Below are 22,441 nucleotides of genomic sequence, written 5' to 3'. Positions count from 1 at the left end.
AGCAGGATCAGGCCCAGCCGTGGGCTTTTCTGACGTTAATCATGGCTTCCAGAATGTCATTCCAGGTCTGCGGGCTCATCATGATTTCGTTCGAGAACATGCAGCCATCCCAGCAGATGTGCTCGAATTTCTTCGTGGGGTTGCCACTTTCATCCTTGAGCCAGTAGCCGGCCCGTTTGACGATATCGAGTTTTCCATTCGGATCTTTCGGCAGACAGTGGCGGCCGGTTTTATCGTGCGAACCGGTGCCGTGTACCGTGCCATCATTCTGGGCGACGTGGAAATCGATCGTCCAGGGACGCAGGGCATCGGTCAGGGTTTTATACGCGGCATCGAAGGTCGCTTCATCACTCCAGTCGAAGTTTTCGGGGAGCAGACGATCTTCAGGGGCGTTATACCCCATCAGGTAGAGCAGGGTGTGCGACATGTCTGCCTGAAAGCCGAGCGTGTCGGGGCGATCGACCAGTTCCAGCAGTTGCACCATACGTTTCCAGCTGTGCATGCCGCCCCAGCAGATTTCACCTTCCGCAGCGAGCCGTTCGCCCTGCTCGGCGGCGATGTCGGCGGCCTGTTTGAAGGTCTCAGCGATTTTGGCCTGGTTGCCTTCGGGATCACCGACCCAGTCGCTCACGCCGGCTGCAGAGTCGAGTCGCACGACGCCGTAAGGACGCACACCCAGTTCACGCAATTTCCGGGCGATGTTACAGCCTTTGAGGACCTGTTCGAGAAACTGGCCTAGTTCTTCTTCGCTTCCCATGGCCGAGCCACCCCCGGTGGGAGGCCAGACCGGTGCTACGACCGAACCAATCACCAGGTTGCGGCTCTGGACTTTTTCGGCCAGTTGTTTCAAATCGTCATCTGTGGAATCGATGCTCACATGAGGGTCGAACAGGAAGAGGTCCGTCCCGTCAAACTTGATGCCATCGACTTCCGCGGCGGCAGTCAGGTCGAGCATGGTATCCAGGTCGATGGGGGGTTCGGAGTCAGGGCCTTTCCCGACTACACCCGGCCAGGCTGCATTATGAAGTTTGGGTAAGGTGTTAGCTGCGTTATCACTCATGAGACGGTCCTTCATGTTAGCAGGATTTGCAAGATCAAAAAGAAAACTGCCCGAGAGTTCGGGCAGTTCCTGTGTGAGGGATCGGTTTTATTTACGATAGTCACCGATGTTGGGTGCACTCGGGCAGGCATCGGGACCGAAGTAGCGGAGTGAGACCAGAGGCTCACTGCCGGTGTTCTCAATCGTGACACCTTCCTGGGCGGCTTTTTCCGTCACGAAGACTTCGTCTTCAGTCATTTCGCCGAAGCGGATCATGGCGGGCGTCTGCAGACGCAGATTCCCGATGGTGCCTTCACCCTGGACTGTGATCCAACTGTAAGCGCCGGTGTCCTTGATGGTGACTTTTGTGCCGGGATCAACGGTCAGTTCCTTGGCGGTGAAGAGCTGTTCGCCTTTGACCTTACCATACACGATCCAGCGATCGACATAACCATCGGCGGCGGTATCGCCAATCGCGATGGGCTCGAGGTAATTGTTATCCTTGAAGTTCGGATCGACGTTGGCTTCCCAGTCGAGGGCATCGACGAGATATTCATTATTGTCGTGTTTGTCTTCGGGGAAGTCTTTGGTCAGCAGCGAGCGGGGAACCGCACGGCCTTCAACCATTGACTGGTACATGCCGAACACGTCGCTGCCCCACTGAGGTTCGTAAGTCACGAGACTTCCGGGAGCATGTAAAACGCAGGGAGGGATCAGCCAACCGGTCCCCGGTTTGAGGCGGTAGGCCTTGGAGAGATCGAGGATGCCGTTATCGCCGTCATTCCAGCGGTCGAGGCAGTCAATCACATCCTGTCTGGTGGTACCGGGTTCCAGTCCCATGAACGTGTAGGGGAAATTATTGCCGATGGCGTTCATCTGGGGAGGGAAGTAATAAGATTCGGGTTTTCCTTCCTGACCGACTTTCGCAGCCTGTTCGGCGTTCTGGTGCATGTGGTGAGGAATCGGTCCCATATTATCGAAGAACTTGGAGTAGACGGGCCAGCGGTTGTATTTGCCCCAGATGGCATCGCCGATGATCTCAGCGCCGAGTTCGCTGATGGCGTCACGCAGGGTGAATTTCTCTCCGCCGAAAACACAGTAGCTTAAGCCTTCGTCATCGGGCGCGCCTTCGTTGGCGGCGACGGTTGTGGAGCCAAACCAGCGTTCATCAATCCCCCCGCGGTGGGTCCCTAATGCATAGTAGTCATTGGGATGCAGTTTCAGGCGGCGACCAGGCTGCAGAAATGAGCGGGGAACCCATGTGGGAGACAAACGAAAAATTCCACCACCTTCAGACAGCGCATCGGCGGCTAATTTGGCAACGTTAGACATTCTTTCCTCTTCTTTATTCCGTGTTGAACTGGCGCATGTCCGCTGGTTACCCTGATGACGACCTCACCGAAAGCATCATCCTGTTAAGGGCCCTGGAACACAGGCAAATTGAATGGCTGTCGAAAAAACGACCTGAATCAATGATTTTATTGTGATGTGTCGACTCGTTTTTGAAAAGGAAACCGAATTGATTTTGCCCCTGAATTTGAAAGAATCACAGTCAAACTCGGTGTGGGAGTTGACTTTGTTGATTCTAAACAACCATTATAAAATCAGGGGGCTGACACAGACGGAAGCAGTTCGTCAGTTCAGCAGGTGGATCTGAATTGTTTTTGGTGATCTGATGTTTTATCAGTGTTGCCGGAACAGAATCTGGATAAAGCGGGCGATCCTTTCTGCGCAGTTACTTGTCGTCTTCGTCATCAGGCCTAGAATGTACGTTTTGAATCTTTATTGGCAGGAGTCGATCCGCAGTCGGTTCTGCAGCAAAAATTAGTCGGACCAGTTAACAATGACAAAAGTTGCCATCATGGGAGCCACCGGTTATGCGGCTCTGGAACTCATTAAAATTCTGTTGCGAAATCCGGACGTCGAAATCGTGGCGCTCACTTCTCGTTCTGAAGAATCGCCGCACATCAGCGAGATTCATCCCTGCCTGACCGGTCGCCTGGATCTGTGCTGCGAAGCATTGACGCCAGCCGAGATCGCCGCACGTTCTGATTTCGTCTTCTGTGCGCTCCCGCATGTGGCCAGCATGGAAGTCATTCCCGATCTGCTGGCAGAAGGCTGCCGGGTCGTGGATTTGAGTGCCGACTATCGACTGAGCGATCCTGCCGTCTATGAAAAATGGTATCACCACGTGCATATCGACCCTACCCGGCTGGGAAGTACCGTGTATGGTCTGCCCGAATTGTGGGCGGATAAGATTCCGGATGCCGACCTGATTGCCAATCCCGGCTGTTACACGAGTACAGCGATTCTGGGACTGGCGCCACTGATGGCGGCCGGCCTGATTGAACCGACGGGCATTATCATTGACGCCAAGAGTGGTGTGAGCGGTGCGGGCCGGAATCCCAAACTGGGAACCCTCTATCCGGAGTGTAATGAGAGTATTACCGCTTATGGGGTGGGCACCCATCGCCATACTCCCGAAATCGAAGAAGTGCTGACCACCGTGGGAGGGAAAGAAGTCAAGGTGACTTTCACGCCTCACCTGACGCCGATGAACCGGGGGATTCTGGCGACCATGTATCCCCGTCTGACGAAAGCTGTCAGCCGCGAAGAACTGCTGGACGTCTATCGGTCTTTCTATGAAGGCAAGCCGTTCGTTCGAATTATTGATGCGATTCCGGCGACGAAAAATGTATCGGGGACCAATTACTGTGATATTTCGGTGCAATTTGCCGGCGATCAATTGATTGTGTTCTCCGCCACCGATAATTTGATCAAGGGGGCAGCCGGTGTTGCCGTCCAGAATTTCAATCTGATGGCCGGGTACCCGGAAACCACGGGCCTGATCGTCTGAAACTATTATTATCGCGAGGAGAAGCAGTTGACTGCTGACATGATATTACCCCGGGGATTTCGTTCCGCGGGTCTGGCCTGTGGCATCAAAGAAAAAAAAACGACCTTTGATTTATCGCTGTTTGTCTCAGATGTGCCGTGCGCCGGTGCTGGCGTATTCACGAAAAATCAGGTGTGTGGTGCCCCGGTGAAAGTCTCCCGCGAACGGGTGCCCGGCGATTCCCTGCGAGCGGTTGTAATCAACTCGGGCAATGCGAATGCCTGTACCGGGGAGCAGGGAATCGAAGATGCCAAGTGGATGACCGGGCTGGTCTCTACAGGTTTGAATGTTGCTGCGGAAGATGTCCTGGTCTGTTCAACAGGGATCATCGGCCGGTTTCTGCCTCGCACTCCGATTGAAGCCGGGATTCCCGCAGCGATTCAACAGTTGGGCGCTGACTCCGAATCCTTTCTGAATGCAGCCCGGGGAATGATGACGACCGATACGGTTCCCAAGCAGGCGACGCGGCTGATTAACGTCGGCGGTCAGGAGATCCGGGTGAGTGGCGTTGCGAAAGGGGCGGCGATGATTGCCCCCAACATGGCGACCATGTTATCGGTGATCATGACAGATGCGCCCCTGGATGCGGCTCAGGCCGACCAGATGTTAAGACACGCCGTCGATCGCAGTTTTAACTGTGTTTCCGTAGAAGGCCATACGAGTACCAGTGATACCGTCATACTGCTGGCCAACGGTGCTGCGGGATCGAAGCCGTTGTCGGATGCGGAACGGGGAGAGTTACAGACTGCACTGGATGAAGTGGCGATGGAACTGGGGCAGGCAATTATCAGGGATGCGGAGGGGGCCGATCATTTTGTGACCGTAGAGGTTTCCGGTGCAGCAGCACGTGCTGACGCGATGGAAATTGCCCGCACGATTGCCAATGATGCGCTGGTGAAAACGGCAATCGCAGGCTCCGATCCTAACTGGGGGCGGATTGTCTCTGCCACGGGACGCACCAGTGTGAAACTGACTGAGCGGGACATCGTGCTGCATATCAACGGAACGCTGATTTATGAAGATGGCAGGCCCGCAGATTATAACGAACAGGCGATCTCGGATGGGATCAGGCAGAACCGGGATGTGCTGATTCAGGTTCAACTGCCGTTTGGAGAGGAGCAGGTTGTATTCTGGACCAGCGATCTGACGCAGGAATATGTGCGACTGAATTCGGAATACACAACCTGATCGAGTTCGTTTCAGACAATAAAAAAGAGCGGGAGTTTTCTTAAAAACTCCCGCTCCCGTTTTATCCTCAGCATGCTGGCCCGCAAATGGATGCTGAGGGAAAACTCAATTCAGTCGACTGGAAAGAGATTACTTTTCAGTGACTTTGAATCCTTTTTCGAAGGCTTTGTCGTTGAAGATCAGTTTGATCTGTTCATCGCCTTCGGCTTTCGCTGCTTTGCCTTTGCAGTTTCCACAGCAGAATTTTACTTCTGTACCAGCAACAGTTACAGACTGAGCAGGATTGACTGGTTTACCGGCGAAGGGGCAGTTGACCTGCTTGGCCTGCTTGGTGGCAACCAGCTGCAGGTTGGCTTTGGCAGCAAACTTTTTGGGGTTGGCTGTGAAAGCAGCTTTGCATTTGCCACAGCAGAGGCTGACGGTTCCGCCTTTGTAGTCGACAGTCTGTGCCGGGTTGGCAGGTTTGCCGGCAACGGGGCAAATTGCTTTGCCTTCTTCAGCAGCAAAGCTCTGACCAACAAATGCAGCGACTGCAACTAAAGCAGCGATAGATAATACTTGACGCATGGGTTTCTCCTTGAAAGTTAAAAAAAGTCATTGTTACAAGATTGTATAGCACATATACGAAAGCAGGTTCCGTTCCGATTCTCCGCTGCGTGATTCAGTTTTGGCAGGGGAAAGCGCAAGCGTCAGACAAGAGCGTCTGCTGCTTGAGAACGGCGCTGGTCAATCCGGTTTTGGATGGAAAACTAGATTAACCAGAGGCAGAAGTGCGCGCAAAACTCCCCTGAGGAGTAAGAAATTTCAGGGGGACGCCGCTCAAAATGGCGTGAGGCGGCGGGGCGAACAGAGTGAGTGAGCTGAGAAGTCAGGTCGATCGATTCGAATTGACTGCGTAACTGCTGCTCTAGCTCGACTGCTTTTACAGAGATGGTTGTTGCTGTTTGGGAAAACGTCTGCTGACAGTGGCAATCCGGTTTCTGACATTGAGTCTGTTTGTGATTCGACTCAGACTGTTTTTCCGTTTTGTGGGAAGTCCGGCAGCAGCAGGATTTTGTCGGGACCTGCTTATCAGTGGCTGATTTGCTGCAGCAGCAGCCTTGGGCCTGGCTGGTCTGCTGCTGACTGCATTCGCAACCCGAAACGGGGGCGGCTGGTAAAACCAGGCAAGCAGTCAGAATCAGAACTAAGAAACGGTACATGGACGCTTTCTTCAGTTTGACGAAAATACCGATGCGAAACGCCCTCATTGTATTTTGATGTGGGTTATTTCGCAAGCAGAAATTTAATTCTTTTCAGTCGCCTGTTGTTCAGGTGGTGGCTGAGGCGCTGCCTGCTGCTGGTCCCGGATTGCCAGTTCATCGGCATCGTACAGGCGAATTCTTGCATTATAAGTCAGAATTTCCACCATTTTCTCCGCATAATCGACATTCAGATCTTTGATATTGTCAATCGGCGCCTGCCAGGAGAGCAGGCTGTCTCCCGACTGTTTGTCGACCGCCTGGAGATGGATGATGCTGGTAGAGCGATTTCCCATGCGTTTGTAATCTCGCGACACCAGCAGGACAAACGGCAGCAGATTCTGCTGGTCGAGGACCAGATGCTGTTTGTCGATTTCCTGACTCCAGAGCCGTTTCCCGGTCTGGCGATTGAAAGTGTAGAGCATCCCGTTGACGGGGACTGAGGGGATATTCACTGAAATCGAATTGGGCGAAGGCAGATGAGCGGCAAAATAAATGTGTTCGTGATCTGCTACCAGGTAGAAGTTCTGACGATCTTTCAGTTCCGCCCGCGGGATGTTTTCCAGCTCAGAGCGTTTCCCCGTTCTAAGATCAACGATCGACAGTTCTCCCTTAGGACTTAATGCTGACAGGTAATGGTGGCTGAACAGGCCGAACTGGGAGTCGCGGGGAAAATCGAGTTTCCAGTTCAATTCTTTAGACTGGGGGTGAAAACTGAAGAGGGAACTGACGCCGGCGGTCAAGCCAGGCAGTTTGGCATCTTCCGGGGACGAGATGGCAACAAACGCGGATTCACCCTGGTAAATCGCATTTTCCAGATACTGACCGGTTTCTCCGATCTCCACCAGTCGGCCATCACTGACACGCAGGATCTTTTTCGTCGTCCGATCCCGGGTGACCAGGTAGATCATGCGATCGTCGCCCAGCACGCGGGTCTCTTTGTCAACATTTTCGTGGGTCCAGCGCACTTTCCCGGTGCGGGTATCGATCAGGATGATCTGCCGACGACTGTAGTAACAGGTGTAATCTGCGTTGGCAGCGGCGATCATTCCGATCCTGCGAACGGCGATGGAAGGATGGTGCCGATGCACAAGAGTGGCTTCATTTCCCAGTTGCGCGGGCGTCAGTCGATAGGAACTGGAGTAATAGCGGTTTGCCTGTTCCTTCTCGAGCTTCTGGCTCCAGATCAGTTTACGATCGACCAGGTCAAAGAAGTGCAGCATGTCTCGATGTTGCAGAATCAGGTTATGGCCGACCACATCACTCTCGTTAAAGCTGGATGAGCGGGACTGAATGGTTGACCGCAGGGGAGTCGACCACATCTGCTGATTTCCTGCAGGCTGCTCCATCGTCATTCGATTTTCTTTGGGTTCGACTGCCAGGATCAGCGAGCGGTAAAACGGCAGACTGGAACCACTGGTGTCCAGCGTATTTTCCCGCGAGGAATAATTTCGCGACGAACCTCCTACAATCAGCTTCAGATTGCGGGGACGCCAGTTTCCGGGAATGGTTTGCTGTTTGTCAGTCGTCAGCTTCTGAAGATACTGTTCCTGAAATTGTGCAGCAGTCTGATTCTCAGCTACCTTCAGGTCAGGATCAAGCTCTGAAAGTTGATCCATATAATAAGCGGCGTCCTCTGCCAGGTTGAATTTGATGCAGAGCTGTACCATCCCGGCCAGTGCTTCCGCTGTCAGTTCTGGCGATTTGCGTTTCATCAGCTTTGTCAACCAGAGTTCTGCTTCAAAGAACTGTCCCGATTGCATCGCGGTGTTGATTTGCAGCCGCAGCACCGGAATTGAGGCATCGAGAAAACCAAACTGCTGCAGAAAGCGTTCTCTGGTTTCGGTATCTGCCGCGAGAGTCAGGCGGGCACGCGCGCTGATCTGTTGGGAATACTGTTCCTGTTGTGCAGGCGTGGCCTGTTGCCAGAGATCGCCGGCCTGCCCGGCAATCCAGCAGTCAATCTGTGTCTCTGTTGCGCCCGTTTTGATGAATGTCTCTACCGGGGCAGCCGCGAGTTTGAGCAGGGTTTCCAGGGCCATGGAAAACTCTTTGCGAGCCACGGCACGTTCCACAAGCAGTCTTTGCAGTTCGATGCGTTCTGTTTCGGAGGCAACCTGTTGTTTCAAGCGGGGAACCAGTTCGTCATGCTGCTGGAAGTCAGAACGAATGATGGAGGTCAGGCAGTCAATCAGCATTGCCTGATACTGAGGTCGATTTGAAACAGGGAGCTGCGCAGAATCAATCTGCTCAAGCTTCTTCAGAGCCTGGGGATAGCTGTGACTCATCATCAGCAGTTCTGACTCTTTAAACAGCACCAGCGGATTACGGGCGTCCTGCAGTTTGAGCTGCTCAATTTCCGCTTCAAAAGTCTGTTTCTGTTCGTAGCTGGTCAGCCCCATGGCATTGAGTGATAAAAACTGACCCTGGTAAATAATCAGGTTTCCCAGCGGCTGGCTCGAGTCGGAGCTGAACAGCTTGTTCAGAATGATTCCTGATTTGACGTCAAAGGTCCAGATTTGTCCGCTCTGCAGGGGAACGTGCAGACGTTGATCGGCGATGACTGCCTGACCGGAAGGGAGACCCGCCGCGGAATCGAAAGACTTGTTCCAGACTGTTTTTCCATTGGTGAGTGATACCGCATGCACACCATTCAGACCGACCAGCAGAATCAGATCGTCTACCACTCCTGCCAGGTAGAGCGAGCTTTCTTTGGCGCGGCGGGTCCAGCAGGGAGAGCCGGTAATCAGATCAAGGCACACCAGCGTTTCATCATCCTGGGGCGTATACACCACTTTATTCCCACTGATGATGGGGGCAGAGGGGCACCAGCGATGATTGAGGGGTTCCCGGGGCGTCTGGTTGATATGATTAAATCTCTGGTTGTTTTGACTGACGGTTGCCGGCTCGTATCTGGTTGACCAGAGAATCGAATGATTCAGGCGGTCGATGGCGGTTAACAGGCCAATTGTCGTCGGGCAGATAATGACGCCCTGGTCAATTGCCACGGGAGCAATCCACCAGCGGCGCACCATGTCGAGTTCAATATCCTGGTCCGGGTTACCGATCTGTTGAGACCAGCGTTCCGCGCCCGTTTCCGGATCCAGCGCATACAGGCGGATTTCCCGTTCCCGTTCGCCGATAATGTAAATTTCGTTATCAGCCGGTGTGGGCGCACCAAAGAAAAAAGTACCCGCCAGGGGCAGGTCGAAGGATTCATCGAAGCGGGTTCCCCCCACTTTCCATTTAGGCTGGCCGGTTTTCAGGTCATACGCTACCAACTGGTTCGCTGACCAGAGATCGGCATCAATGCCTCCCCGCTGTCGCAGGCGGTTGAAATTCCTTGTCGAGCCGGATGAGCCCAGGTTCAGACGCATGCTTTCCAGTACGAACAGGTGCTTGCCGTCGCTGCTCTGGCTGCCCCAGTTGGCATTTCTGTAGAGCAGGCTGGTTAAAGCGTGGGAGTCCGGGTCGGTCCCGTTATAAGGTGAGAATGACTGTTGTTCCTGTTCGGCATCAAACAGGCCTCGGGCCTGGGCGGTCTTGCTGCCTTTGAGCTGCGCATTGATATAGGCTGTTTCAGGTGAGTTTTCGAGTGCTGCTTCCCAGAGTGGGGCTCCTGAGCGGGCATCGAGAACCTGCACTCCCTTGAGTGTGCGGAAGATGACTTTTCCATCAATGGCCAGGGGAGGCAGAGCGGGAATGGTAGCATGACTCGAACTGATGAGATCTTCCTGGATCTGTTGCAGTTGTGTATGGATGGAATGGTTTGAGGTAAGTGGATAGGACCAGCGGGAAATCAGTAACGGATCGGCGGCCTGCGCCCGGGCGGCGTGGTTGGGTGAGCCGAACAGCATCGGCCATTCGGTCAGCATCAGATTGGCGGTGGTTTGCAGGATTTCCTGTTTCTGCAGCCATTTTAACGGGCTTTCTTCGGCACCACCGATTTTGATCGGTTGATTGCCCTCGGTAGACTCGTTATCCGGATTGAGCAGTTGGGCGACCAGTTCTTCATGACCTGTCTGCTTTACGATGTAGGCTGCTTTTGTCCTCCATTGTCGCGATTTGGTAATCGGGGCGTTCATTTTCAGCAGGCGCTGCAGATACTGAGAAGCCAGGCCAAATTCCCCTCGCTCAAGATGGTACGAGGTCAGGAAGTTCATGGAGTCAAAGCCGGCGGGGGTGCTGGCGAACCGGGTAGCGATCTCTGCATAAGTCTCGGGAGGGGCATTATTCTGCAGGGCATCGGAGAACAGTTTTCTGGCAAGGGCTTCATACTGGCGAGTGAATTTCTCCTGCTCTGCTTCCGGCAGGAGGTGCAGCAGTTCATAGATTAATTCACGATCCGTAATCAGTTCACGTTCGCCATCGATGTGAACCGGTAGATTCAGGCTGTTCTCCAGCATCAGTTGCAGTTTTTCTCGCGCGGCTTCCCATTGTTCTCCGTCAATTAACTGCTGTACGCTTTTAAAACGTCGTTCCTGTTCCAGATCCTGGGGGAAGCGATAATAGTCAGGACTTTTCGATTCAGCGGGTTTGTTCGCCTGTCCCGCCGCTTGGGGTTTGCCAAACCAGCCCTGAATGATTTTTTTCAGGGGATTCAGCGGATTCTGAGCGGGAGCCTGTTTTTCGGCATTGGGTTGAAACGGGTCCAGTTTTTCATCCGGCTCATCGGCAGAAAGTCTAGAGGCCGGGAGCAGGAGCAGGCAGATTATAATGAAAAAAACGTTTGTTCTGATTATTCTGTTCGAAATCATCCACTCAACCTTATGTTTGTCTGACTGTGTCCCAGGCTGTGGCTCGCGAACCCGCCAGATGACGGGAGGAGACAATAGCAGAAACTGCCAGAACATTTGAGTCACACTCTATTCTACAGTCTGTATTGCTTGAGCCAATATGTAATCTGGTGGAATCACCTTCTGAAGGAATGATCGGGTTCCTGATTGCCGGTCGGGAGTGGCTGGTTGATTCGTGTCATGTTTTTGTGTACACTTTTTCTGGCGGAAAGAAAGTCGGTCTGATCCGGACGGGGAGAATCGACTTCCGGAAATCAAAAAAAACAGTGTGTCTTGGAACTTTCAAGCAAGATAGAGGGGGGAATCGGTTGCAGATTTGTGCGCGGGAAGTTATTTTTGCACGCTTCAACTATAGCAAACTGGTGAAATACCAGCCGCCCAGGCGGGTGGTATCGCTGGGGTTGCCCTTGGACCTTATGTGCTTTTCGGACGGAACTGCCTTTCCTGTCTGACTTTAGCCTGTGCCCAATTGATTGATGTGACTGGGGAAACATTTGCCTGTTGCAAATGGTGAGAGACAGTCATCAATAAAAGGGGCACGCCAGTAAGCACTGATCAGGCAGGGTACTGGTTGACCATCAACAGTAAATTTTAATGACATAGTGTCAGGTGATAGATTCAAAAGTCTTTAATGAAGAGTTGATCGACGTTTGCCGTTGTATCACTCCTCGAGGAATGTTGGGAAATGTCAGACGATTTTGTATTGCAGAAAATCAGTGCTACGAAGCGTGAAAAATTAGGCTCGATCGAAAGTCGACATATCCGCCGTGCTGGTCGGATTCCGGCTGTTGTCTATGGTCACGGTCAGGATCCTGCCCATCTGAGTGTGGATGAGCGCGAACTGCAGGATCTGGTCAAGAACCGCGAACGTGTATTTGAAATCGACGTTGATGGTAAAGTCGAAGAAACCATGCTGCGGGATCTGCAGTGGGATACGTTCGGCACACAAATTCTGCATGTCGACCTGATGCGAATTAACGCTTCCGAACGAGTCACTCTGGATGTTCCCGTAAGACTGCGGGGAACTTCACCCGGTGCGACAGAAGGTGGTATCCTGGAGCAGCCACTGCATGCTCTGGAACTGGACTGTCTGGCTCACAGTATTCCTGATTACATTTCCGTGAAAATCAATGCACTGGAAATTGGCGATGCCATTCATGTCAGCGATATTGAAGTGCCTCGTGGCTGTAAGATTCACAATGATCCGGAACTGGTCGTCGTGCATGTGCTGTCACATGGTGTTGAAGAAGTAGTGCCGGCAGGAGAAGAAGAAGCAGAAGCAACAGAATCGGAAACAGCAGAAGCATCAGAAGAGTAAGATCACCGGGCGTGATCAGAATGGGTTAAGAAAATAGTATCTGGCGGGTGTCGCTGTGAAAGTGGTCGTAGGCCTGGGGAATCCCGGTAAGAAATACGAACGAACGCGCCACAATGTCGGGTTTGATGTGTTAACTCAATTGGCGGAATGGCACGGGGCACCCGGATCAAAAAGCCAGTTTGAGGCGGAAATTACAGAGATTTCCTGTGGTGGCGAAAAAGTATTACTTGTGGCCCCGCAAACGTTTATGAATTTAAGTGGACGCAGCGTATCTGCTGTGGCCCAATTTTTCAAACTGCCAGCTACAGATGTGATGGTCGTTTGTGATGATATGAATCTGCCTGTCGGGCGTCTCCGGTTGCGGGGCTCTGGTTCAGCAGGTGGGCAAAAAGGATTACAGGATATTATTCAGAAGCTGGGTACTCAGGAAGTACCACGCCTGAGAGTGGGTGTGGGTCGACCTCCTACCGGATTTTCAGCCGCGGATTATGTCCTGGGTCGATTTCAGGGGAAACAGGAATTCGAGCGGATCGCGACGGCAGTCGACAATGCTGCCAGGGGGATCGAATGCTGGGTTCAGGAAGGACTTGAAATGGCCATGAACCAGGTTAATGCGCCTGAATAAACAGATCCCGGTTTAGTGGAACCGGCAAAACGAAATAAATGAGAATTGGATCAACAATCTGGCTGAATCACGTAAGCCAAATTATTCCGGGAGAAAAGTCTTGTCAGTAGCAGAAAATAAAGCAGTTATGGTAAATTACGAAGGCATGTTCCTGCTGGACAGCGGCAAATTTGCTGCTGATCACGAAGGGACCGTTGCTCATCTGATGGAAATCCTCGAGAAGGCTGGTGCCGAAATTGTGGCACACCGCCCCTGGCAGGATGGCAAACTGGCTTATGAGATCGAAGGCCACATGAAAGGCCTGCATTATCTCGTCTACTTCACGATGCCAGGCAGTGGTATGGACCTGATTACCCGTGCCTGTCACCTGAGTGACATCGTCATTCGTCAGATGGTAATCAAGCAGCCTCAAACACTGTTTGATGCGATGGTCTCTGCCATCGACCCCAGTTCTGCTCCCGAAGCACCGGCAGAAGAGGTCAAAGGGCAGGCAGACGATGATGGTCCTGATTACGATGCCATCGACGATGATGAAGACTAGACTGTGTCCAGTTTGACTGTAGCGTCTCCAGGGCCATTTGAGCCGCGTATAGTAGATTGAGAGACTCGATGGTTAAATGTGATACGCTCTAGTGGCTCATCGCCGGTTCGGTGATTCAGAAATAGTACTTCTGGAATGTTCCCGTTTATAACATTCAACCCCAGGGAGGCCAACTATGGCCAGTTTTAATAAAGTCATACTGGTAGGCAATTTGACACGTGACCCACAGGTGCGCTATACACCGGGTGGGAGTGCGGTCGCTGAACTTGGCCTCGCGGTGAATCGCAGCTGGTTTGACAAGAACTCCAATTCCCGCAAGGAAGAAACCACCTTCATTGATGTGACGTTATGGGGGCGAACGGCCGAAGTTGCCAGTGAGTATCTGACCAAAGGACGTTCGGTTCTGATTGAAGGTCGGCTGCAACTGGATCAGTGGGATGATAAAGAGTCCGGACAGAAACGCAGCAAGCTCAAAGTGGTCGGCGAAAACATGACCATGCTGGGCGGCAAAGGTGAATCGGGCGGCGGCGGTGGTGCACCATCGGGTGGGGGCGGCGGATATGCCTCACGCGGAAATGCTCCTTCGCAGAGCGGTGGTTCGAATCCGGCAGATTCTTTTTATGATGACACTCCTGGTGGGATTCCTGATGATGATGTGCCCTTCTAATCGAGGCGCAATTGCTGCTGGATGACACACAGGTAACAGTATTTTTAAAACGATTGTATAATACAAAATTACGGAAGTGATTGATAATGGTTCGTAAACAACGTAGCTCCGCTGTCGTCGGTAGTACTAAGTCATCTATCGAAGTTTTGCTGGCAGAAAAAGTGGATAGCCTTGGTGAGCAGGGTGATATTGTCCGGGTCAAGCCTGGCTATGCCCGTAACTTCCTGTTGCCTTATGGCCTGGCCACGATTGCCACTGATCACAATAAATGGATGGTCGTCCAGCATCAGAAGCGGATGGCCGAGCTGGAAAAAGACCGTCTGAAGTCTTTGAAGAATCTGGCCGACAAGTTGAGCAAGCACTCCGTGACGATGGAAGCCAATGCCAACGAAGATGGTCATCTTTACGGTTCAATCGTTGCCGTTGATATCAGCAAGTCTCTGAAAGAGAATGGCTTTGATATCGATGCAGACAGCATTCGCCTGGAAGGCCCCCTGAAAGAACTGGGGATGTACACCGTGAAAATGCAGCTGCATGAAAAGGTAAAAACGGAAGTCAAAGTCTGGGTTGTACCGACTGCAGAAAAAAGCTGAACGCAGCCTGGTAAGTATCAATTTACCACATCAGGTTTCCCGAATAAGAGAGAGGTCCGGTATATTGCCGGGCCTCTTTCCGTTTTATATGATTGCTCCTGCAGTGCGAACTGATTCGCATCGGAGAGGCTTTGCTCTGAAAAGGCCAGCGAGCTGCAGAGAGAACTCACTTCTATTGCCTACAGAACCAGGGGATGGTTATGTCAGTTGCCGGTAAAGGAAATTTTCGCCGCCCGAAACAGGAATCCGTCGAAGAGCTGTTCGGCAAGGTTCCCCCGCAGAACCTGGATGCGGAAAAAGCGGTGCTTGGCGGGATTCTGCTGGATAACGTGGTGATTGATGATCTGGTACAGATAGTCAAAACCAACCATTTCTACAGTGACAAAAACACCCGTATTTTTTCCGCGATTCTCCGCTTGCACGATTCCGGCGTGCGCGGCATTGATGCGGTGACGGTGGCGGAAGAACTGGATTCCAAAGGTGAACTGGAAGAAGCCGGCGGAGTGCTGTATCTGCATGAGGTTCTGGAAAGTGTACCCCATGCTGCACACGCCGAGTATTATGCGAAAATTGTCCGAGATAAATCGGTACAACGCACCCTGATTCATTCCTGCACCGAAATCATCCGTGAAAGTTATGCGCCGCAGGGTGACACACTGGACGTGTTGAATAAAGCCGAGCAGAGCATCTTCAGTATTCTGGAACAGCAGGGAGAAGGGGATAAAATCGAAATCCGGGACATCCTGATGGATGCCTTCGATCGGATTCATGAACGCTCCCAGAAAGAGGGCATGCTGACCGGGCTGACCTCGGGCTTTCTGGATCTGGATACACAGATCAATGGTTTTCAGCCATCGGAACTGATCATCCTGGCGGCTCGTCCCTCGATGGGTAAAACGGCGCTGGTCTGTAACTTCGCCGAAGCGGCCGCCGATGAAGGCGGGACGGCTACGATTGGATTCAGCCTGGAACAGTCCAAGCTGGAGTTGGCCGAGCGTCTGCTCTGTATTCGTTCCGGCGTCAATGGTCACTCACTGCGGGCCGGCGATCTGGAAGACGACGAGCGCCACCGACTGATTGAAGCCTCTTCGGAACTCAGCGAGATGCCTCTGTTTATTGATGACAAACCGGGGCGGACCATTCAGGAGATCAGTGCGATCTGCCGACGATTAAAGCGGCTCAGTAACCTGGGGCTGATCATTATTGACTATCTGCAGCTGATCGAACCGGAAGACAAAACGATGCCTCGTGAGCAGCAGATTGCACAGATCACACGCCGCCTGAAAGGCCTGTGTAAAGAATTGAATATCCCGATCATCGCGCTGGCCCAGTTGAACCGCGGTGTCGAACTGCGGGATGACAAACGCCCGCGACTGGCCGACCTGCGAGAGAGTGGTGCCATCGAACAGGATGCCGACCTGATCATGTTTCTGCATCGTCCTGATAAATACGATCCGGAAGATAACCCGGGTCTGGCGGAAGTCATTGTGGCCAAGCACCGTAGTGGCCCGACCGGAATTATCAATCTGACCTGGATGGCATCATCAATGCGATTTGCCAACTATGCCAACCTGAATGTCCCCGAAGGGGGTTACATGGGTGATGGCGGGGGAGGCGGCTTCGGTTAAAGCCTGCCTGCCTGAATCGGCTGACTTTTACGTGAGGGGGCGTGTGATGAGACTGACCTCTGAATTGAAGTCCCAAGGTGTGTTGCTGCTGCTGGCGATGCTGACGCTTTGTTCTCTGGCGACTCACCCGTTGTTCGCCGCTGATATTCCTGCCGATGACGCGGTTCCCTTCACAATTGAATCCCCTTTCGCCTGGAACCGCACCGATCGTTATGTGCCTCCGGATTTTGATTCTTTTTTCCCGGACGACATAGAAGGCGGCAAACAGCTCGATCTACTGCTGGAAGGCAAATTACAGGTGACGGGCATTGATGCGCGTCTGGCTTTGATTCGACGCGGTTTGCGGCATTGTACGAAGCATCGTACGACACTGTTAGGCCAGGTGGGAAATCAGTACATCTGGAACCGGAAGCAGCAGGATCCTCGCGCGATCGAACTCATGTATCACGCGAGTGCCAGCGATGATAGCGGAGTGGCGCATTACGCGATGTACCATGGCCCGACAGTGGTGTCGAATCGTTCGGCCAATCTGGTGCGGATGTTGATGGACAAATACCCGTCACTCGATGCGCAGATGCAGCAGCGGATCGCCTGGGGCATGCAGACTTATGGCGACAAAGAGCAGACGCGGAAGTTGCTGCTCGGACTGTTGAGTGATTATCAACGGTTGAATGATTCCACGATCGGGGCGGCGCTGGAAACTTACCAGGCTGTCTTCAAAGCAGACCCGCCGGAGGTGAGTCGTTTTAATGATGTGGGTTTGTGGGTGATCGTCTTTCATCGGAGTGATGTTTCTGCCACGCATCCCCGGGCCGCGGAGATTCTACGAGAAATGGTCGCAAAACCGTTGCGTGGTCAGGAGGAGATGTTGCTGGAATTTGTGACCCGCGTTAATGAGGGGCAGGAGACGGCAGTGGTCCTGCTGAAGGGGTTGAAGGCACGGCAGCTGCTGGTGGATTATCTTGAAAAACGGAATTATACGGAACTTGATTTCAACGAACTGTTTTCAGCACGGGTGCTGCAGGAGCGGCGACTTCAGGAGTTTGCGCGTTTTCTGCCGGAAGGGGCTCCTGCCAGCAGGTTGCCTGCTTACACGCGTCCCCCTGCAGACGAAACCTACGCTTATCGGGCACCAGAATTTGTGGCTCCCGATTATCAGTCTTACTTTGCAGATGATGTGCAGGCGGGCAGGAAACTGGATGAGTTGTTTGAAAATCGGGGAAAGCTGGAACTATCTGATCGCGAATTGCTGGAAGCGTTTCGACGCGGACTTCGTCATTCCTCTTCGCCGAATACGATGTTCGGGTGGATTTCCGGTGCACTGGGTTGGCCCCGTGATCCCCGTCTGACTGAAATCTTCTATCAGGCGCTTGATCCGAAAGGTCCCGAAGATGTGCGGAAAGCTGCCCTCTATTTTGGGTTTGGGCTGGGAACTGATAAGACCAGTAATGTTTTGCGGGCCCTCTTTGATGTCTATATGGCTCCGCCGTTCGATGATACTACCAATCGAAACATGCGGTCGCGAATATTGTGGAGCGTACGCGATCATGAAGATGATAAATACTACTTGTCGACCCTGTTTGCAGAAGCGTTAAGCGAACATGCGAAGCTGTCCGATGTGGCGCTGCAACAGGCTGACAGTGCGTACAAACAGCTGACAGGCGAAGATCCACCGAATGCGAAAGAGTTTAGCTCGCGGGGCGTGTATCTTGTCATGTTCGGCTGTGAATCGACGAGCACGATACCGGCTTCAAAGCAATACATTTCGCAAAGGCTGGGTGACTCCCCGCATCTCCTTACGAAAAAATTTCGGGAAGAGAAGGGAGAAGTCAGCGTCATGGTGCTCGTACGGGGAACTGCCGGTCTGAAGTGGATGATCCATAAGCTGCAGGAGCAGCCCGCGCTGCCCATCTATTTTGCAGGCCTGCTGACGCCGGAATTGATCGAAAAAGGAGACCACCTGCAGGAGTTCAAAAAATATCTGCCAGTGGAACCTCCGGGTAAAAATTAACTCAGTTTGCCAGTTTTTAATCTTCTTCGTCGTCTTCACCAACTGCGGTAGGCGCAAAGCCGCGACGCATGGTATTTTCGGTGACGTTAACGGGAACCAGGAACTGCAGCAGGTAATCGGGTCCGCCGGTTTTGCTGCCCATGCCTGACATTTTGAAGCCGCCGAACGGGTGGCGTTCGACCATGGCGCCGGTGATATTGCGATTCAGGTAGATGTTGCCTGCCATCAGTTCCATGCGGGCTTTCTGCAGGTGAGCCGGGCTGCGACTGTAAATACCGGCAGTGAGGGCATAGGGTGTATCATTGGCGATGGTAATCGCTTCCTCAAAGTCATCAGCTTTCATGACCGCCAGCACGGGGCCGAAGATTTCTTCCTGGGCGATCTGGCAGGTGGGGTCGACATCGGTGAAGATATGCGGGCCGACATAGTAGCCTTCTTCGTCCAGTTCCGAGGTATCGCAGGCCAGCGCGAGCGTGGCTTCTTCTTTGCCGATTTCGATGTATTCCAGAATTCGCTGTCGGGCCTCCTGATCAATGACAGGTCCGACGATGGTGCCGGGATCTTCTGCGGGGCCGATCTTCAGGCTCCGGGTGGCTTCGACCAGACGGCTGACGAATGTGTCGTGAATGGATTCGAGTACAATCACCCGCGAACAGGCCGAGCATTTCTGGCCGGCGTAGTTGAAGGCAGAATGAATCACGCCCAGCACGGCTTCGTCAAGGTCGGCGTCATCATCGACTATGATGGCATTTTTGCCACCCATTTCTGCGACAACCCGTTTGACCATTTTCTGACGAATGTCGGTATTGGAAGCCGATTCATTGATCGCGAGACCCACATCACGTGAGCCGGTGAAAGTGATCATCTCGACATCCGGGCTGCCGACCAGTTCGGGGCCGACTTCTTCGCCGATCCCGGGCAGAAAATTGACAACGCCATCGGGGATACCGGATTCGTGAATCAGGTCCATCAGCTTGGCAGCGACCACAGACGACTGTTCGGCGGGCTTCATGACGACCGTATTTCCCGTCACCAGGGCGGCGGCAGTCATGCCTGTCAGAATCGCCAGAGGGAAGTTCCAGGGAGCGATGACGGCGACAGTTCCCCGGGGGCGATAGAAGTAAACGTTTTCTTCGCCGGGCACGTCACAATGCTGAGGGTTTGCCAGCTTACGCATCTGGTCGGCGTAGTACATGCAGAAGTCGATCGCTTCGACCACGTCGCCATCTGCTTCTTCCCAGGGTTTACCACATTCATAAACAATCCAGGCTGCCAGCTCAAAACGCTTGCGCCGCATGTTGGCTGCGATCAGTTCCAGGTATTCGGCGCGGTACTCGGGCTCGGTCTTAGACCAGCCGGGGAATGCGCGGCGGGCGGCGTCGATGGCGTCAATCGCATCGTCGGCGGAAGCGGATGAGATGGTTCCCAGTGATTCCGAGAGATGCGAAGGATTGCGTGAGGTGAGCGTAGCTTTGGTATCAATGGCCCGTCCGTTGATCAGCAGTGGATACTCCTTACCGAACTGGTCTTCGACGGCTTCAAGTGCTTCACGCATTTTCTGGCGTGATTCTTCCAGACTGAAATCGGTCAGTGGTTCGTTCTGGAAATGCTTTTCTTCTGCGGACGCTTTTTTCCGTTTGGATTTGCTGGCGTGATCGGACGGGTTCATCATCAAGGTCTCCAGGTTGACGTGCTCGCTAAAGCTTTGTCGAAGGAATGAGTCGTTAGAAGTATTTTCCAGCAGGCGGCGGACGAGATAAGCCATGCCGGGAATCAGTTCGCCGAACGGCGTATAGATGCGGACCCGATGGCCCATCTCCGCAAAGACCTGCGCCTGTTCTTTGCCCATCCCGTACAGCATTTGAATCTCATACGCCGAAGGGGGGACATCCAGTTCGTGTGCGACGGCGATCGCGTATGCCAGGCTGCGCATGTTGTGACTGCCAAACGCGGGTTTGAGCCACTCGAAGTTCTGCAGCAGGGTCAGCGTCAGTTTCTCGAAGTTCGCATCCGACTCCCATTTTTCCTGGAAGACGGGGATCGGCCAGTTACGGTACTGCGAGACGATCGTTTCGTAATCCCAGTAAGCGCCTTTGACAAGACGAACCCAGACGGGGGTCTTGCGTTTTTTTACCCATTTCAAGAGATCCAGCAGGTCGGCTTCCGCCTGGGGCTGGTAAGCCTGGATCACAATGCCGACGTTGTCAAAGTCGCGGAATTCGCTTTCCATCAGCGTCTGCTTGAAGATCTCCAGCGTGAGTGGCTTATAGGAATTCTGTTCCATGTCGACGTGCAGATAGGCATCGTACTTCATGGCATATCGCAGCAGTTTTCGCAACCGAGGTTGAACCGCCGCCATTGTGCCCACCGGATCGGTGGGTTTGAACTGGCTGCAGAGTGCAGAGAGCTTAATCGAAACATTGGTGCGGGGCAGGTGTCCCTGGTTATCCCAGTCAAGCTGCACATTTTCGGACCATTTGCGGACACGCGGTGCCAGGCCTCTGATCAGGTCAATGTAGGACTGCAGATAAGCTTCGGCTTCCACTTCACTGATGACGGCCTCACCCAGCAGATCCAATGTGAAGGTGAAGTTCTCACTGCGGAGTCGATCGACGGTGCGGTGGACTTCATCGACCGAAGAGCCCGCAATAAAGCGGCTGGCCATCCGGCGGGCATTGGAGCGGGCGTTCAGGGCGAGGGCACGTCCGAGAACCGAATTTGGTGTCGAAAGTTCCAGGCCGATACGGGCCGCCCAGGGGAGATGCTTACGGACATCTTCAAAATATTCGTGCAGGTGCCTGACGATCGATTCATGAGAGCGGAGCATGGGCAGCACATCCACAAAGCGGAACATCTGCACTTTGACGGACTCGTCGGCCATCGCCCAGGAGAGAATTCGATCGTCCCACCAGCGTTTTTCGAACATCGTCGGTTCGCGGCGTTCGAGCAGACCCCAGATCTGCTCGCCCAGCTCCTGCGTTCGCTGTTCAAAATTCTGATTCGAGATGGAAGTCGCTTTTTTTCGTGCCACTTATATAACCTGCCTCTGAGTGCAGACTGCACTTTCTGTGTCGCGGTATTAATGTTGATCTGAGACCACTGGACAGGGCAGCTAACTGGCGGAAAGGCCCGATTTAACGACATCCTGTCAGTAATACTCTTACGTTAACACTCCCTTGAGTGTTGGGGGGCTGGCCTCTCGTCTTACAGGCCTTTGTGGCCCGAAATATTCTTATATGATGTTTACTGCAAGCAGGTTACCAAATCCGCATAGGCGAGGTAAGTCTTGCGGGTCAGGCAATCGGAACTTTTCTGCTTCGTTGAGCGAGAATCGGCCTTGCCAGACGGGAGAGAGGCTTTATTCTCAAGGAAATTATAAAATTAAGAAATTAGGCTGCCTGTTCCTCTTTGGTTGCATTGATGTTAGTTGACAGGTGACTGATAATGAAGCCAAAGTGACACTCAATGACCACTCAGAGACTCGCCTTGAATCATTGGTGGTCAGGACAATTAGGAGAGGGATGAACCTGCGATGCGTGACTTTGAATACGAAGCCCCGACTTCACTGGCAGATGCCGTCGGTCTGCTGGCCAGAAGTAACGGAAATGCCCGCCCGCTCGCGGGGGGAACCGATTTAATTGACCATGTGCGTACCGGTCGGTTGTCGACCGACCTGATTGTCGATCTGAAAAAGATCCCGGAACTCATGGCGCTGGAACTGAATGACGCAGGCCTGCGTCTGGGAGCTGCAGTTCCCTGTTACCAGATCTACAGTCATGCGGGAATACTCGAAAACTATACGGCGATTGCGGACAGCAGTAATATCATCGGTGGCATGCAGATTCAGAACCGGGCCAGCGTCGGCGGGAACCTGGCGAACGCGGGTGCCGCTGCAGAC

The 22,441-nt window shown here is 53.1% G+C and carries 16 protein-coding genes; 10 read left to right on the top strand and 6 right to left on the bottom strand.

Features of this window, described 5'->3' with window-relative positions; translation table 11 throughout:
* Positions 1–7: 7 nt before the first annotated feature.
* The gene (locus AACZ40_RS18350; RefSeq protein WP_339675343.1) at positions 8–1,060 is read right to left on the bottom strand and encodes a TIM barrel protein; all 1,053 of its coding nucleotides are present in this window, start codon (positions 1,058–1,060) and stop codon (positions 8–10) included.
* An 87-nt stretch (positions 1,061–1,147) separates the two neighbouring features.
* The gene (locus AACZ40_RS18345; RefSeq protein ID WP_291180219.1) at positions 1,148–2,371 is read right to left on the bottom strand and encodes a hypothetical protein; all 1,224 of its coding nucleotides are present in this window, start codon (positions 2,369–2,371) and stop codon (positions 1,148–1,150) included.
* Between the two features lie 511 nt (positions 2,372–2,882).
* Here AACZ40_RS18345 and argC point away from each other — a divergent pair.
* Both argC and argJ read left to right on the top strand, forming a co-directional pair.
* The gene (gene argC / locus AACZ40_RS18340) at positions 2,883–3,896 is read left to right on the top strand and encodes an N-acetyl-gamma-glutamyl-phosphate reductase (RefSeq protein WP_291180222.1); all 1,014 of its coding nucleotides are present in this window, start codon (positions 2,883–2,885) and stop codon (positions 3,894–3,896) included.
* Between the two features lie 27 nt (positions 3,897–3,923).
* Positions 3,924–5,123 carry a bifunctional glutamate N-acetyltransferase/amino-acid acetyltransferase ArgJ gene (gene argJ / locus AACZ40_RS18335; protein ID WP_291180224.1) on the top strand — a complete coding sequence of 400 codons (1,200 nt, stop codon included), beginning with the start codon at positions 3,924–3,926 and terminating at the stop codon, positions 5,121–5,123.
* 129 nt (positions 5,124–5,252) lie between these two features.
* Here argJ and AACZ40_RS18330 read toward each other — a convergent pair whose 3' ends face one another.
* From AACZ40_RS18330 to AACZ40_RS18320, 3 genes are all read right to left on the bottom strand, one after another.
* Positions 5,253–5,690: a hypothetical protein gene (locus AACZ40_RS18330; protein ID WP_291180228.1), complete on the bottom strand. Its 438-nt coding sequence runs from the start codon at positions 5,688–5,690 to the stop codon at positions 5,253–5,255.
* A gap of 182 nt (positions 5,691–5,872) precedes the next feature.
* Complete coding sequence (locus AACZ40_RS18325; RefSeq protein WP_291180231.1) at positions 5,873–6,325, bottom strand: hypothetical protein; 453 nt, start codon at positions 6,323–6,325, stop codon at positions 5,873–5,875.
* A gap of 83 nt (positions 6,326–6,408) precedes the next feature.
* On the bottom strand, positions 6,409–11,121 hold the full coding sequence (locus AACZ40_RS18320) for a PQQ-binding-like beta-propeller repeat protein (RefSeq protein ID WP_291180234.1): 4,713 nt from the start codon (positions 11,119–11,121) through the stop codon (positions 6,409–6,411).
* Between the two features lie 724 nt (positions 11,122–11,845).
* Here AACZ40_RS18320 and AACZ40_RS18315 point away from each other — a divergent pair.
* The 7 genes from AACZ40_RS18315 (at position 11,846) to AACZ40_RS18285 (ending at position 18,543) form a co-directional block, all read left to right on the top strand.
* Positions 11,846–12,478 (top strand): 50S ribosomal protein L25, encoded by a 633-nt coding sequence (locus tag AACZ40_RS18315; RefSeq protein WP_291180237.1) that lies wholly within the window; start codon positions 11,846–11,848, stop codon positions 12,476–12,478.
* A gap of 55 nt (positions 12,479–12,533) precedes the next feature.
* Positions 12,534–13,103, top strand: a complete 570-nt coding sequence (gene pth / locus AACZ40_RS18310) for an aminoacyl-tRNA hydrolase (RefSeq protein ID WP_291180240.1) — start codon at positions 12,534–12,536, stop codon at positions 13,101–13,103.
* Between the two features lie 127 nt (positions 13,104–13,230).
* Complete coding sequence (rpsF, locus tag AACZ40_RS18305) at positions 13,231–13,644, top strand: 30S ribosomal protein S6 (protein WP_291180243.1); 414 nt, start codon at positions 13,231–13,233, stop codon at positions 13,642–13,644.
* 175 nt (positions 13,645–13,819) lie between these two features.
* Positions 13,820–14,311 carry a single-stranded DNA-binding protein gene (gene ssb, locus AACZ40_RS18300; RefSeq protein WP_291180246.1) on the top strand — a complete coding sequence of 164 codons (492 nt, stop codon included), beginning with the start codon at positions 13,820–13,822 and terminating at the stop codon, positions 14,309–14,311.
* Positions 14,312–14,397: 86 nt separating this feature from the next.
* Entirely contained in the window at positions 14,398–14,904 is a 507-nt protein-coding gene (gene rplI, locus AACZ40_RS18295) for a 50S ribosomal protein L9 (RefSeq protein WP_291180249.1), read from the top strand.
* 200 nt (positions 14,905–15,104) lie between these two features.
* The gene (gene dnaB / locus AACZ40_RS18290; RefSeq protein ID WP_339675335.1) at positions 15,105–16,532 is read left to right on the top strand and encodes a replicative DNA helicase; all 1,428 of its coding nucleotides are present in this window, start codon (positions 15,105–15,107) and stop codon (positions 16,530–16,532) included.
* Between the two features lie 46 nt (positions 16,533–16,578).
* A complete protein-coding gene (locus tag AACZ40_RS18285; protein WP_291180255.1) occupies positions 16,579–18,543 on the top strand; it encodes a hypothetical protein in 1,965 nt (654 codons plus the stop codon).
* Positions 18,544–18,559: 16 nt separating this feature from the next.
* Here the strand turns inward: AACZ40_RS18285 and pruA are convergent, their stop codons facing one another.
* Positions 18,560–21,574, bottom strand: coding sequence for an L-glutamate gamma-semialdehyde dehydrogenase (pruA, locus tag AACZ40_RS18280; protein ID WP_339675332.1), 3,015 nt, complete (start codon positions 21,572–21,574; stop codon positions 18,560–18,562).
* Positions 21,575–22,075: 501 nt separating this feature from the next.
* On the opposite strand from pruA, the gene AACZ40_RS18275 reads away from it, so the two are divergent.
* Positions 22,076–22,441: FAD binding domain-containing protein (locus tag AACZ40_RS18275; RefSeq protein ID WP_339675329.1), on the top strand; the 366-nt coding region annotated here is incomplete at its 3' end.

The organism is uncultured Gimesia sp. (assembly GCF_963972345.1).
Lineage (GTDB): Bacteria > Planctomycetota > Planctomycetia > Planctomycetales > Planctomycetaceae > Gimesia.
This window is presented reverse-complemented; position numbering and strand designations above follow the sequence as displayed.

Coding starts and splice junctions, on each gene's coding strand:
- AACZ40_RS18350 (WP_339675343.1), bottom strand. CDS start 1,060: ATGAGTGATAACGCAGCTAACACCTTACCCAAACTTCATAATGCAGCC.
- AACZ40_RS18345 (WP_291180219.1), bottom strand. CDS start 2,371: ATGTCTAACGTTGCCAAATTAGCCGCCGATGCGCTGTCTGAAGGTGGT.
- argC (WP_291180222.1), top strand. CDS start 2,883: ATGACAAAAGTTGCCATCATGGGAGCCACCGGTTATGCGGCTCTGGAA.
- AACZ40_RS18330 (WP_291180228.1), bottom strand. CDS start 5,690: ATGCGTCAAGTATTATCTATCGCTGCTTTAGTTGCAGTCGCTGCATTT.
- AACZ40_RS18325 (WP_291180231.1), bottom strand. CDS start 6,325: ATGTACCGTTTCTTAGTTCTGATTCTGACTGCTTGCCTGGTTTTACCA.
- AACZ40_RS18320 (WP_291180234.1), bottom strand. CDS start 11,121: ATGATTTCGAACAGAATAATCAGAACAAACGTTTTTTTCATTATAATC.
- AACZ40_RS18315 (WP_291180237.1), top strand. CDS start 11,846: ATGTCAGACGATTTTGTATTGCAGAAAATCAGTGCTACGAAGCGTGAA.
- rpsF (WP_291180243.1), top strand. CDS start 13,231: ATGGTAAATTACGAAGGCATGTTCCTGCTGGACAGCGGCAAATTTGCT.
- ssb (WP_291180246.1), top strand. CDS start 13,820: ATGGCCAGTTTTAATAAAGTCATACTGGTAGGCAATTTGACACGTGAC.
- rplI (WP_291180249.1), top strand. CDS start 14,398: ATGGTTCGTAAACAACGTAGCTCCGCTGTCGTCGGTAGTACTAAGTCA.
- dnaB (WP_339675335.1), top strand. CDS start 15,105: ATGTCAGTTGCCGGTAAAGGAAATTTTCGCCGCCCGAAACAGGAATCC.
- AACZ40_RS18285 (WP_291180255.1), top strand. CDS start 16,579: ATGAGACTGACCTCTGAATTGAAGTCCCAAGGTGTGTTGCTGCTGCTG.